Genomic DNA, 12,772 nt, shown 5'->3' with positions numbered 1-12,772 from the left:
TGATCGGCCCGCACCCGTCAGCTGATATCCGACCGGTATCCCAATGTGCCGGTGTGGACAGAACTTGTGACGGGTGTCACTACTTTCCGTCGAGTACCGCCTTCATCACGTTCTTGGCGATCGGTGCTGCCAGGCCGCCACCGGAGATGTCGTCCCGGTTGGCGTTGCCGTCCTCGACGACCACGGCCACGGCGACGGGGGACCCGCTGTCGGTCTTGGCGTACGAGATGAACCACGCGTACGGCTTCTCGCTGTTGTTGAGGCCGTGCTGGGCGGTGCCGGTCTTGCCTCCGACAGTGACGCCGTCGATCTGGGCGTTGGTTCCCGTGCCCTCACTGACCACGGTCTCCATCATCTGCTGCACCTTCTGGGCGTTCTCCGCCGAGAGCGGCTCGCTGAGCTGCTCCTTCTCGTGGGTGTAGATGACGTCGAGGTTGGGGGCCTGGCGCTGCGCGACCATGTACGGCTGCATGAGCTTGCCGTCGTTGGCGATCGCGGACGCCACCATGGCCATCTGGAGCGGTGTGGCGCGGTTGGAGGCCTGGCCGATGCCCGCCATGGCGTTCTGCGGCTTGTTGTCCTCCGGGTAGACGCTGGCGTCGGCCCGGACAGGGGTGAAGACTTCCTTGTTGAAGCCGAACTTGTCGGCCTGCTCGATCATCTTCTCGTTGCCGAGGTCGTCGCTCATCTTGCCGAAGACGGTGTTGCAGGAGTAGCGCAGCGCCACCCGCAGCGAGGCGTCCTTGCAGGGGATGCTGCCCTCGTTCTGCAGCAGGTTGGACGACTGCGGGAGCCGCCAGGGCAGCGGGGAGTCCGTCTTCGCGTCGATGTCCGTGTAGAGGCCGTTCTCCAGCGCCGCGGACGCCGTGACGACCTTGAACGTCGAGCCGGGCGGGTAGGTCTCCCGCAGGGCCCGGTTCAGCATCGGCTTGTCCTTGTCGTCCAGCAGCTTCTGCCGGGCGTCGGAGTCCTTCATGGAGTTGCCGGCGAAGACCGAGGGGTCGTACGACGGCGTGCTGGCCAGCGCGAGGACGGCGCCGGTCTGCGGGTCGAGCGCGGCGACCGCGCCCTTCTTGCTGCCGAGTCCCTCGAAGGCGGCCTTCTGGGCGGCACCGTTGAGCGTGGTGACGATGTTGCCGCCGGTCTTCTTCTCACCGGTGAACATCGACAGGGTGCGGTCGAAGAACAGCTGGTCGCTGTTGCCGGTGAGGATGCCGTCCTCGAGGTTCTCCAGCTGCGAGGAGTCGAAGGCCTGCGAGGAGTAGCCGGTGACGGGCGACCACATGGGGCCGTTCTTCCACACGCGCTTGTACGTGAAGTCGCTGTCCTCGGTCTCGACGGAGCCGGTGACGGGTTCGCCGTCCACGATGATGTTGCCGCGCTCGTGGGCGTAGCGCTCGATCTGGACGCGGCGGTTGTGCTCGCTCGAGTTGAGTTCGTCGGCGCGGACGTACTGGATGTAGTTGGTGCGGACCAACAGGGCCAGGACGAGTACGCCGCAGAAGATAGCGATCCTGCGGAGCGGCTTGTTCACGGTCGGACCACCTGGGTCATTTCGGCGTCCGGGGACGGTGCGGGGGCCGGGGCGGGACGGCGTGCCGTGTCGCTGATCCTGATCAGGATCCCGATGAGTGCCCAGTTCGCGATGACGGACGAACCACCGGCCGCGAGGAAGGGCATGGTCATACCCGTCAGCGGGATGAGCCCCATGACACCGCCGGCGACGACGAAGACCTGGATGGCGAAGGAGCCGGAGAGCCCGATGGCGAGGAGCTTCCCGAACGGGTCCCGGGCGGCCAGCGCCGTACGGACGCCGCGCTCGACGACCAGGCCGTAGACGAGCAGGACCGCCATCATTCCGGCCAGTCCGAGCTCCTCACCGACGGTGGCGAGGATGAAGTCGGAGTTGGCGGCGAAGCCGATCAGGTCGGAGTTGCCCTGGCCGAGGCCGGTGCCGAGCGTGCCTCCGGAGCCGAAGGCCATCAGGGACTTGGCCATCTGCTCGCTGGCGGCCAGCTTTCCCCATCCCGCGAAGGGATCGAGCCAGGCGGTGACACGGTCCTGGACGTGCGGCTCGAAGGTGGCCACACCGACCGCGCCGGCCCCCGACATCAGCAGGCCGAAGACGATCCAGCTGGTGCGCTCGGTGGCGACGTACAGCATGACGACGAACATGCCGAAGAACAGGAGCGAGGATCCGAGGTCGGTCTCGAAGACCAGGATCAGGATCGAGAAGGCCCAGACCATGAGGATGGGGCCCAGGTCACGCCCGCGGGGCAGATAGAGCCCCATGAAGCGCCGGCTGGCCAGGGCGAGGGCGTCGCGCTTCACCATCAGATAGCCGGCGAAGAACACCGCGATGATGATCTTCGCGAACTCTCCGGGCTGGATCGTGCCGACGCCGGGAATCTTGATCCAGATCTTGGCGCCGTTCACCGCCGGGAAGAACATGGGAAGGATCAGCAGGACCAGCGCCACCAGCATGGAGATGTAGGTGTAGCGCTGCAGAATGCGGTGGTCCTTGAGGGCGATCAGGACGCCGACCAGCAGGGCCACGCCCACGGCCGAGAACATCAGCTGCTTGGAGGCCGCGGCCACGAAGTCGTCGGTGGCCTGGAACCGCTCCGACTGGTCCAGGCGCCAGATGAAGGCCAGGCCCAGCCCGTTCAGCAGCGTTGCCAGAGGCAGGAGCAGCGGGTCCGCGTACGGGGCGAATCTCCGTACCGCGAGATGTGCCACACCGCCGAGCAGCGCGAGGCCCAGGCCGTAGCCGAGCATGCCTGCGGGCAGTTCGCCGTGGAGGGCGAGGCCCACGTTGGCGTACGCGAACACCGAGATCAGGACGGCGAAGGCGACCAGAACCAGTTCGGTGTTACGGCGGCTAGGCGCGTCGATCGCGCCGATGGTGGTCGTGTTGGTGACAACGCTCATGTGCTGAAGGCCCCCTACGGCTTACTGCTTACCGCACTGCAGGGCCAGCTTCTTCTCTTCCTCCGAGAGGCTGGGGCCGGGAGTGGGAGTCGCGGTCTTGGTCCCCTTGGCGGGAGAAGTGGCGGAAGTGCTGTCGCCCTGGTCCTTGGCGGCATTGGTGTCGGCCTTGTCCTTGGCGGCGTTGCTGTCCGCCTCGGCCGCGCGGCGCTGGGCGTCCTTCTTGCAGGCGGAGGCCTGCACTTCGAGCTCGCCGAGCTTCTTGTGTGCGTCGGCGAGGCTGCCCTGGGAGATCGTCGCTTCGACCTTCTTGCGCCAGTACGGCGGGAGGTACTTCAGTTCGATCTTGGTGTCCTCTTCGACCTTCGAGAGGGACACCCAGGCGAGGTCCTGGCTGATTCCGCGGTACAGCGCGACGTTGTCGTCCTGCGCGCCCACGTAGAACTGGGTCTGGGTCCAGCGGTAGCCGCCGTAGACGCCACCGCCGATGACGGCCAGCGCCAGCACGATGTAGAACGAACGCTTCAGCCACCTGCGGCGGCCCCGCGGCTTCACGAAGTCGTCGTCGGTGTACGCGTCGAAAGCGCCGTCCGGACCTGAGCCGTACCCCATGTCGTTGCCGCTGCCGGGAGGACCGAAGCCTCCGGCGGGCGGCGGGACCGGGCGGCCGAGGCCGGCCGCGCGGCCGGCCGGCGTCTCCATGCCCCTGCCGTCGTTCGCCTGGGCCGCCTGGTTCTCGGCGACCGCACCGACGATGACCGGGGTGTCGTTGAGCTGCCCGGCCAGGGTGTCGTTGCTGTCGACGTCCAGGACGTCGGCGACGATGCAGGTGATGTTGTCGGGACCGCCGCCGCGCAGGGCGAGCTGGATGAGGTCCTGGATGGTCTCCTGCGGGCCCTGGTAGCTGGCCAAGGTCTCCTCCATCGTCTGATGGGAGACGACGCCGGAGAGCCCGTCCGAGCAGATCAGGTAGCGGTCACCGGCGCGGACCTCCCGGACGGAGAGATCGGGCTCCACATGGTCGCCACTTCCCAGGGCCCGCATCAGCAGGGAGCGCTGCGGATGGGTGGTGGCTTCCTCCTCGGTGATCCTGCCCTCGTCGACGAGACGCTGCACCCAGGTGTGGTCCTGGGTGATCTGCGTCAGGACGCCGTCGCGCAGGAGGTACGCACGGGAGTCGCCCACGTGGACGAGGCCGAGGCGCTGACCGGTCCAGAGCAGGGCGGTGAGCGTCGTGCCCATGCCCTCCAGCTGGGGGTCCTCCTCGACCATGACGCGCAGCTGGTCATTGGCCCGTTGGACCGCCGTGCCGAGCGCGGTGAGGATGTCGGAGCCCGGCACGTCGTCGTCGAGCTGGACGAGTGTGGAGATCACCTCGGAGCTGGCGACCTCTCCGGCCGCCTGGCCGCCCATGCCGTCGGCGATGGCGAGAAGACGGGGCCCGGCGTAACCGGAGTCCTCGTTCCCTTCCCGGATCATGCCCTTGTGCGATCCGGCGGCGAAGCGCAGAGACAAGCTCATGCGCACCTCGCCCGTCGGCTCGGGGTACAGCCGGTCTCGAGCCACACTGCCCACCCTCCGGTCGGGAGCCGGGCAGCGTCCGTCGTCCGGACCGCCCCGGCTCGCTCGCTCCGCTCGCTCATTGTCGTACTACTTCCGCAGCTCGATGACGGTCTTGCCGATGCGGATCGGCGCGCCCAGCGGAACAGGTGTCGGGGTGGTGAGCCGGGTCCGGTCGAGATAGGTGCCGTTGGTGGACCCGAGATCCTCGACGATCCACTGGCCGTCACGGTCCGGGTAGATCCTGGCATGCCTGCTGGACGCGTAGTCGTCGTCCAGCACGATCGTTGAATCGTGCGCCCGGCCCAGGGTGATGGTCTGGCCCTGGAGCGCGACCGTGGTGCCGGTCAGCGTGCCTTCGGAGACGACCAGCTTGGTGGGTGCCCCGCGGCGCTGGCGCCCGGACTGCTGGCGCTGCTGAGGCGGCGCTGCTTGCTGTTGGCGGCCCTGCTGGGGACGGGCGTCACCCGCAGTGCGGCGTGAGCCGCGCTGCGTGACGCGCGTACCGAACAGGTCGCTGCGAATGACCTGAACGGCCACGATTACGAATAGCCACAGAACAGCCAGGAAACCTAGCCGCATGACCGTCAGGGTCAGCTCTGACATTGCCCCCGCTTCACCCTTCGGCTTGCCGGTAAACGATGGTGGTGCTGCCCACGACGATCCGCGAGCCGTCGCGGAGCGTAGCGCGGGTGGTGTGCTGCCCGTCCACCACGATGCCGTTGGTGGACCCGAGATCCTGGATCGTCGAGGGCGTTCCGGTCCGGATCTCACAGTGCCGGCGGGATACGCCGGGGTCGTCGATCCGCACGTCGGCGTCGGTGCTTCGTCCCATCACCAACGTCGGGCGGGAGATCTGATGGCGGGTGCCGTTGATCTCGATCCAGCGCCGTACCTGTGCGTCCGGCGCGGAGCCGGACGCGGCCGGCGGGCGCCAGTCGCTGGATGGGCCTCCGGAGCGCCCGGCGCCCGGCGGGGCCGGGGGCATGGGCGGGGCGGAGGCCGGTGGGTAGCCGTAGCCGCCCTGCCCCTGGGGGGCGGAGGGGCGGTTCGGCTGGGCTTGGGGAGCGGGGCCGCTCTGCTGGCCCTGCTGTGACGAACTCGACGCCAAGGTCCGGCTGCGCACGCGGTAGAGACCCGTGTCCAGGTCGTCCGCCTTCTCCAGGTGGACCTTGATCGGTCCCATGAAGGTGTACCGCTGCTGCTTGGCGTAGTCACGTACGAGGCCGGCCAGCTCGTCGCCGAGCTGTCCGGAGTACGGGCTGAGCCGCTCGTAGTCCGGGGTGCTGAGCTCGACGATGAAGTCGTTGGGTACGACAGTCCGCTCGCGGTTCCAGATCGTCGCGTTGTTGTCGCACTCGCGCTGGAGGGCTCCCGCGATCTCGACCGGCTGCACCTCGGACTTGAAGACCTTGGCGAAGGTGCCATTGACCAGACCTTCGAGACGCTGCTCGAAACGCTTCATGACTCCCATGGGGCACCTCCTCCGGTGTCGTCATCCCTGTACTGCTTACTGATCGTATCCACGCGTCGGGAAATCGGCTGGTTCCCCTTGTCTGCACAGTGGATGAGTGTCACCTCTCACACGGATCGTAGAGGTGCCCTCCTGACAGTGTCCCGCACTCCGGGCGCACTCTGGAGGAGTGGGGCCGAGCTTCCCGCGTTCCCGCTTCCCCTCGTGGGTCCGGTGAAACAACAGATGCGAATCCACCCTGCCCAGCGTGCTAATCTTTCGTTTGTCGCCAGGCGCTCGCACCGAACAGTGGGAGAGCCTGAAAACACCACTCTTGCGCGAGTGGCGGAACGGCAGACGCGCTGGCTTCAGGTGCCAGTGTCCTTAGGGACGTGGGGGTTCAAATCCCCCCTCGCGCACAACGGGTAGTCGCTTGCGACTGCCGGGTTGGTTCGACAGAACCCCCGCACCGAAGAGATTCGGTGCGGGGGTTCTTCGTTGTGCGTATCTCTCCGGGTTGCCGGTGCGGGCCTTTGGCCCGGGTCGCCTGCGGCCGCCTCGCGAGAGTCCTTCCGGGCCGTCTCGGCCGACCCACGACGGCCTGGCGTGCTCTGTGACGAAGCACGCACTGAGGCCGAAGAGGGGTGCTGTTTCACGTGAAACGTCGCATCCGCACCGAAGGCGGCTCGTGCGGCCGCCCGTGGTGGCGTGTCAGGCGGCGAGGCGCGCAGCGAGGGCCTTGGCCTTCTCTGTGGCGGCAGTGAACGCCTGGTCGCGGGACGCGTCGGCGAGGGGGATGAGGTCGGCCATCTCGGGCTTCGAGTGGGCCAGCGTCAACTCCGGCACGATGAAGTCGACTTCAGCGCCGAGCATGCCCGTCAGCACCTTCTCCAGGTAGTTCTGGACGAACTCGAAGTCCTCGCGCGGGGTGCCGGGGGCGTATGAACCTCCGCGACTGGCCACAACGGTGACGGGGGTCCCGGCGACGGGCCCGTCGGCTCCCGCGTTGTGGCCCACGATGATCACTTGGTCCAGCCATGCCTTGAGCGTGGACGGGATGGAGAAGTTGTACATCGGAGCGCCGATGAGTACGGCGTCCGCAGCGGTCAGTTCTGCGGCCAGTTCGCCCCGCAGCGTGTCTGCGGCGCCTGCGGCCACAGCAGAGGCATCCAGGTGGGGCAGTGGGTCGGCGGCGAGGTCGCGGTACACGACCTCACCGTCGGGGTGCTGCTCGCGCCAGGCTGCGACGAAGGCGGCTGTGACCTCGCGAGACGTGGAGCCCTGAGGGAAGACGGCGGAGTCGAGGTGGAGGAGCGTAGCCATGGGGATCTCCGTAGGAATCGAGTGGTCGGCTCTCTGAGGTCCCGCGGGTGGTGCCACAGAGGCGCAAGAGCGCATGGTTTTTCTGTACGTACCTATTGATAACACAGTCCCTTACTTTTAATAAGCCCCTCACTGCGGCGCAGTACGCTGGGGGCATGGCGGATCACAGCGAACAGGCCTGTCGGCGGGTGGATGTGGGCATCACTCGCGTCTTCGGGCTGTTCGGGAAGCGCTGGACGGGGCCGATCGTCTCGGTGCTGATGCAGCAGCCGGTGCACTTCGCCGATCTGCGCCGGGCGATTCCTGGCATCAGCGAGCGCATGCTGTCGGACCGACTGTCCGAGCTGGGTGCGGCCGGCCTTGTGGTGCGCGAGGTCGATGAAGGGCCACCGCTGAGGGTCGCGTACCGGTTGACGGAGGCCGGTGCCGCCATGGGGCCCGCGCTCAAGGAGCTGGGGCAGTGGGCGGATACGTATCTGACGGAGCCGGGGGGCTGCTGACCGCCCACCGGGTGTGCCGCCGACGCGTGTGGGTCTCCGGTGTGGCGCCGGAAATGCGGTGTGGGGTTGTCTACCGGGGCGGGGTGTCTTCGCCCGCTGCGTTGTAGCGCAGCAAGTACTCCGCGAACTGCTCGAGATCGTCCGACGTCCAGGCGCCGAGTCGTTCGCGGTAGGCGGCGCGGCGGCTGGCCTGTGTCGAGGCGAGGGCCTCGGTGCCGGCGACGGTGGGATGCAGCACCTGGATGCGCTGGTCGTCCGGGTCCGGGTGGCGCTCGACCAGGCCGAGCTTCTCCAGCGCCGCGACCTGTCGGCTGACTGTCGACTTGTCCAGCATGTAGTGCGCTGCCAGATCCGTCGCACGGCAGCCGTGCCGGTGGTCGATGTGGGCGAGCAGCGTGTACGAGACCAGAGGCAGGTCCGGGTGGAGCCGTGCCGCGGTTGAGCGTGCGCGGCGAGCGAAAGCGGTCAGCTCGCGCTGGATGACATCCAGCGAATCCTCGCGGCCCCTGGTGGTGTCTGCCACATGAATCACCTTCTCGAGATTTTAGTTGTATGCTACAACGAGTGTAAGGGTTGTAAAAGCCAACTATTGGAGGAGTGGCCGAATGTCCGCAGGTCCGAGCTCCGCTCCCGGCTCGAACGCCGGTGCGCTGCGTCATGTACTCAGTCATCTCGTCACGCCGCTGCTGATGTGTATCGGCATGGGGCTTGCTTATCTGGGGGCCTTTCACGCCCCGGAGCCGCACGACCTGAGAGTGGACGTCGTGGGCTCGGGAGCAAGCGCGCAGGTGCTTGCGCAGACCCTGCAGGACAAGGGCGACGGCGCATTGAGTGTGCGTACCGTAGCCGACCGCGGCACAGCGGTGAACCACCTGCGGACGCAGCAGAGCTACGGCGCCTACGTGCCGGGGGACAGCCCCCGACTGATGGTGGCCACCGCATCGTCGGACACCAGCGCGACCGTGGTGCAGAAGGTCTTCACCGAGGTCGCCGCCGAGCAGGGCTCACCTCTCCAGGTGACGGACGTGTCGCCCACGGCGCACGGGGACCCGACCGGACAGGGGACCTTCTTCCTGCTGGTGGCGGTGAGCATCGGGTCGTACGCGTCGGTCGCGGTGATCGGCGGCGCGGGTGCGGTTCTCGCCCTGCGGATCAGGGCCGTGCTCGCCCTCGGTACCTCCTTCGTGGTCAGCCTTGTAGGCGCCGCCTTCGCCGGACCTGTGTTCGGCCTGGTGGACCACGGGCTCGGCGGGCTCTGGGGGATGGCATGGCTCTACTCGGCGGGGATCCTGCTGGTCGGGGTCGGGCTGCACACCTTCCTCAAGCGGTGGACCACGCTCGGCGTGATGCTGCTCTTCGTCATGCTCAACTTCACGAGTTCCGGCGGGATCTTCCGGCCTGAGCTCCAGCCCGGCTTCTTCGGATCCCTGCACTCGTTCTGGAACGGCGCCGGCTTCGTCGAGGGCGTCCGCAGCCACGTGTACTTCGGCGGGCATGCGCTGGGCGGTCACCTGCTGGTGCTGGCGCTGTGGTTCGTGGCAGGCCTGGTCGTCATGGCGGTGGCGGGTGCGGCCGAGGCGAGGCGACGCCGTGAGGTCGCGGAGCGGGCCCGCGCCCGTGAGGCGGCGGCCGCGCGGACTACGGCCGGTGCCGAGGAAGAGATGGAAGAGGCCGTCGGGGTGTGACCCGGCGAGGTGCCCGGGACTGCGGGGGCTTGCGGGGTGCGGTTGGGGGGTGCGTGATGGGGTGGCGTACCCGCTGGCGGTGAGGGATGTGCCTGCCGACGACGTTGTCCACAGAGCGGCTCCCAAGTTGTCCACAGGGGAAGACGGTCGTCACGGACCGGCTGTACCGTCGCCCGCAGTTGATGTTGACCGGGCGGAACGGCTGACGAGCGGGGGAGGCGGCGCTCCATGGGCGAAGTCGAGGCGACGGTGCCGGCACAGAGGGCTGCGGGAGGCGGGCGCATCCCCGTCGTTCCCGGTTTCGCGCGGCGTGTGGCCGGAGGGGTGCGGCCTGCCGGAGCGGGGGCGGTGTCCCCGAAGGCGGCCGGCAAGGCGCTGAGGCTCAAGGTGCCCCGGTCCGCGCACAGTTCCCTGGTCCTGCCCGCCGGAAGGCCGGACGCGTTGCAGGCGGTCGAGGAATCGAACCAGGGGCGGGTCCCCGGTCTGACGCCCATACGGGTGGGACGGATGGCTGCGACACCGTTCGCGTTCCTGCGCGGCTCGGCGGGCCTCATGGCACATGACCTGATGGGAACTCCGGTCACGGGGGTCGGCGCCCAGCTCTGCGGCGACGCGCACGCGGCCAACTTCGGGCTGTACGGCGATGCCCGCGGCAACCTGGTCATCGATCTCAACGACTTCGACGAGACCGCGTTCGGGCCGTGGGAGTGGGATCTCAAGCGGCTCGCCACGTCGCTGGTGCTCGCGGGCCGGGAGGCGGGGGCGGACGAGGACACCTGCCGCCGGGGCGCTTACGACACGGTGGGCGCGTACCGGCGAACGATGCGGCTGCTGGCCGGGTTGCCCGCACTCGACGCGTGGAACGCCATCGCGGACGAGGAGCTCGTCTCCCACACGGACGCGCGGGACCTGCTGGGGACCCTGGAGCGGGTCTCCGCCAAGGCGCGCAACAACACGAGTGCCCGCTTCGCCGCGAGGTCCACGGAGGAGTGCGAGGACGGCGGGCGCCGCTTCGTCGACGCGCCGCCCGTGCTGCGCCGTGTGCCGGACGCGGAGGCCGCGGCCGTCGCGGCAGGGCTCGGGGGGTACCTCGGAACGCTCTCGGAGGACAGGGTTCCGCTACTGGCCCGCTATGCGATCCACGATGTGGCGTTCCGGGTGGTCGGCACGGGAAGTGTGGGAACCCGGTCCTACGTGGTGCTGCTGCTCGATCACCGTGGAGAGCCGCTGGTCCTGCAGGTGAAGGAGGCCCGGCCGTCCGCGCTCACCCCCTTTCTCCCGCAGGCCGGCTTCGAGGTGCCGGACGTGGTGCACGAGGGACGACGCGTGGTGCTCGGCCAGAAGCGGATGCAGGTGGTCAGCGACATATTGCTCGGCTGGGCCGAGGTGGACGGCAGGCCCTATCAGGTACGACAGTTCAGGAATCGCAAGGGCAGTGTGGATCCTGCCGCCCTGGCGGCGGACCTGGTGGACGACTACGGGCGGATGACCGGGGCGCTGCTGGCCAGGGCGCACGCCCACAGCGCCGATCCCCGGCTGCTGGCGGGCTACTGCGGGAAGAACACCGAGCTGGACGCGGCGGTGGCCGAGTTCGCCGTGACGTACGCGAACCGGACGGAGGCGGACCACGCCGAGCTCGTCAGGGCCGTCCGGTCCGGGCGAATAGCCGCGGAGCTCGGTGTCTGAGCGGGCCGTGGCGCCACCGTGTGTCCTCGAGGTACGGGCGGTGGCCATACGCTGGACGGGTGACCCACGAAGCCGCCGGGGTGCCGACCACCCGGAACGACGAAGACCGGCAGGACCAGGACCGGCAGGACGCGCCGCAGCGTGCTCAGGACGAGCCGCGGAGCGACGTGCCGGCGGATCCGGACGACACGCCGCCGGCGGGCCCCGCCACCGGCGGCGCGGAGGGTGATCCGGCAGGGTCCACGGGCGGTGAGGCGGGCGACGGCGTGGCGGGTGAGACCGGTGCTCCTCGGCCCGAGGAGCGGCTCGCCAGGGCCGTCCGGGTGGCCGAGCAGGCGCTGATCGAGTTCGAGATCGCGGTGGAGACCTTCCGGGTCGAGGTGGAGAACTTCTCCCGGCTGCACCACCAGAAGCTCGGTCCGATGTACGCACGCCTGGACGAGCTCGATGCCCGGATCGCGGAGGCGCGGGCCGCGAAATCCGGTGATCCGGAGGATCTGCGCAAGGCCCAGGAGGCGCGTGCGATCGTCATGCCGATGCCCGGCGTCGACGAGCTCTTCCACGACTGGATGGACTCGGACGGTCTCTCGCCGGAGGCCTCGGCCATGCTCACCGAGCAGCCGGTCAGGCCGCCGAAGCGGGTCAGGCCCGGCGAGGAGGCGCGCAAGCTCTACCGGGAGCTGGCCCGTCAGGCCCACCCGGACCTGGCACCGGACGAGACGGAGCGGACACGGCGGGACGAGTTCATCGCCCGGGTCAACGCGGCGTACGGACGCGGGGACGTGGCATTGCTCAAGGAGTTGGCCGCCGAGTGGGCGGCGGGGCCCGTGACGCCGGAGCTGCGTCTGAGCGAGAGCGAGGAGCTCTACGCGCGGCTGGAATGGCTCAGCCGTCGTAAGGAGCTGCTGACGGTTCTGGCCCAGGAGCTGGAGGAGAGCGCGATCGGCTCGATGCTGCGCATGGCGCCGGACGACCCCGACCGGTTGCTGGACGACATCGGCGAGAAGCTGCTGGCCGATGTGGCCCAGCGGGAGGACGAGCTTGCAGGGCTGGTGCAGTAGCGTTCCGGATGACTCTGGCGCGTACGTACGAGAGAAGGCATCCCCATGAATTTCGCTCAGCTGCCCTCGGTGGACGCCGCGGCGGTTCCGTCGGACGGCTTCGTGCTGGACGTCCGGGAGGACGACGAGTGGGCGGCCGGGCATGTCGAGGGTGCGCTGCACATTCCCATGAGTGACTTCGTGGGCCGCTTCGGCGAGCTGACCGAGGCGGCGGACGACGGTCGGCGCGTGCACGTGATGTGCCGGGTCGGAGGCCGGTCCGCCCAGGTCACCCAGTACCTGGTGCAGCAGGGCATCGACGCGGTGAACATCGACGGCGGTATGCAGGCGTGGGACGGCGCCGGGCGCCCGATGGTCGCGGACAACGGAAGCCCGGCCTTCGTGCTCTGACGGTTTCCCCGGCAGGCTCCGTCGTTTCGACCAATCCGCCATCAGCCATTTCACCGCCCTCCCCGCCTCCGCCGGCGGGCGGGCTGCCGAGGCCTGCTGGTGCCGACCCGTCGCCGCGACAGTCGGGTCGGTGCTCCTTGACCGCGGCGGCCCCAGGCCGCCTCCGAGGTCGCCCCGGGTGTGGCG

At 68.8% G+C, this 12,772-nt stretch carries 12 protein-coding genes and 1 tRNA gene; 6 read left to right on the top strand and 7 right to left on the bottom strand.

What is annotated here, in order from left to right; translation table 11 throughout:
* Window positions 1-79: 79 nt before the first annotated feature.
* The 5 genes from ACFUNE_RS17305 to ACFUNE_RS17285 all read right to left on the bottom strand — a co-directional run bounded on the left by ACFUNE_RS17305 (window position 80) and on the right by ACFUNE_RS17285 (window position 5,962).
* A complete protein-coding gene (locus ACFUNE_RS17305; RefSeq protein ID WP_383567973.1) occupies window positions 80-1,534 on the bottom strand; it encodes a peptidoglycan D,D-transpeptidase FtsI family protein in 1,455 nt (484 codons plus the stop codon).
* Entirely contained in the window at window positions 1,531-2,931 is a 1,401-nt protein-coding gene (locus tag ACFUNE_RS17300) for an FtsW/RodA/SpoVE family cell cycle protein (RefSeq protein ID WP_383567970.1), read from the bottom strand. The genes ACFUNE_RS17305 and ACFUNE_RS17300 overlap by 4 nt, the downstream gene beginning before the upstream one ends.
* Before the next feature lie 21 nt (window positions 2,932-2,952).
* Entirely contained in the window at window positions 2,953-4,449 is a 1,497-nt protein-coding gene (locus ACFUNE_RS17295) for a Stp1/IreP family PP2C-type Ser/Thr phosphatase (RefSeq protein ID WP_383567967.1), read from the bottom strand.
* A gap of 129 nt (window positions 4,450-4,578) precedes the next feature.
* Window positions 4,579-5,094 (bottom strand): FHA domain-containing protein, encoded by a 516-nt coding sequence (locus ACFUNE_RS17290; RefSeq protein ID WP_031090454.1) that lies wholly within the window; start codon window positions 5,092-5,094, stop codon window positions 4,579-4,581.
* A 10-nt stretch (window positions 5,095-5,104) separates the two neighbouring features.
* Entirely contained in the window at window positions 5,105-5,962 is an 858-nt protein-coding gene (locus tag ACFUNE_RS17285; protein WP_383567964.1) for an FhaA domain-containing protein, read from the bottom strand.
* Window positions 5,963-6,277: 315 nt separating this feature from the next.
* On the opposite strand from ACFUNE_RS17285, the gene ACFUNE_RS17280 reads away from it, so the two are divergent.
* Window positions 6,278-6,360 (top strand) — tRNA-Leu (locus ACFUNE_RS17280).
* 292 nt (window positions 6,361-6,652) lie between these two features.
* Here the strand turns inward: ACFUNE_RS17280 and ACFUNE_RS17275 are convergent.
* A complete protein-coding gene (locus tag ACFUNE_RS17275; protein ID WP_383567961.1) occupies window positions 6,653-7,264 on the bottom strand; it encodes an FMN-dependent NADH-azoreductase in 612 nt (203 codons plus the stop codon).
* A gap of 155 nt (window positions 7,265-7,419) precedes the next feature.
* On the opposite strand from ACFUNE_RS17275, the gene ACFUNE_RS17270 reads away from it, so the two are divergent.
* Window positions 7,420-7,764, top strand: a complete 345-nt coding sequence (locus ACFUNE_RS17270; protein ID WP_383567958.1) for a winged helix-turn-helix transcriptional regulator — start codon at window positions 7,420-7,422, stop codon at window positions 7,762-7,764.
* Between the two features lie 70 nt (window positions 7,765-7,834).
* Here ACFUNE_RS17270 and ACFUNE_RS17265 read toward each other — a convergent pair whose 3' ends face one another.
* Window positions 7,835-8,287: a MarR family winged helix-turn-helix transcriptional regulator gene (locus ACFUNE_RS17265; protein ID WP_383567956.1), complete on the bottom strand. Its 453-nt coding sequence runs from the start codon at window positions 8,285-8,287 to the stop codon at window positions 7,835-7,837.
* A gap of 82 nt (window positions 8,288-8,369) precedes the next feature.
* On the opposite strand from ACFUNE_RS17265, the gene ACFUNE_RS17260 reads away from it, so the two are divergent.
* The 4 genes from ACFUNE_RS17260 to ACFUNE_RS17245 all read left to right on the top strand — a co-directional run bounded on the left by ACFUNE_RS17260 (window position 8,370) and on the right by ACFUNE_RS17245 (window position 12,586).
* The gene (locus ACFUNE_RS17260; protein WP_383567953.1) at window positions 8,370-9,449 is read left to right on the top strand and encodes a hypothetical protein; all 1,080 of its coding nucleotides are present in this window, start codon (window positions 8,370-8,372) and stop codon (window positions 9,447-9,449) included.
* Window positions 9,450-9,677: 228 nt separating this feature from the next.
* Window positions 9,678-11,135: a DUF2252 domain-containing protein gene (locus ACFUNE_RS17255; protein ID WP_383567950.1), complete on the top strand. Its 1,458-nt coding sequence runs from the start codon at window positions 9,678-9,680 to the stop codon at window positions 11,133-11,135.
* Window positions 11,136-11,194: 59 nt separating this feature from the next.
* Window positions 11,195-12,196, top strand: a complete 1,002-nt coding sequence (locus ACFUNE_RS17250) for a J domain-containing protein (RefSeq protein WP_383567948.1) — start codon at window positions 11,195-11,197, stop codon at window positions 12,194-12,196.
* Window positions 12,197-12,241: 45 nt separating this feature from the next.
* The gene (locus ACFUNE_RS17245; protein WP_383567945.1) at window positions 12,242-12,586 is read left to right on the top strand and encodes a rhodanese-like domain-containing protein; all 345 of its coding nucleotides are present in this window, start codon (window positions 12,242-12,244) and stop codon (window positions 12,584-12,586) included.
* Window positions 12,587-12,772 lie beyond the last annotated feature (186 nt).

The organism is Streptomyces sp. NPDC057287 (assembly GCF_042667905.1).
Classification (GTDB): Bacteria; Actinomycetota; Actinomycetes; order Streptomycetales; family Streptomycetaceae; genus Streptomyces.
This window is presented reverse-complemented; position numbering and strand designations above follow the sequence as displayed.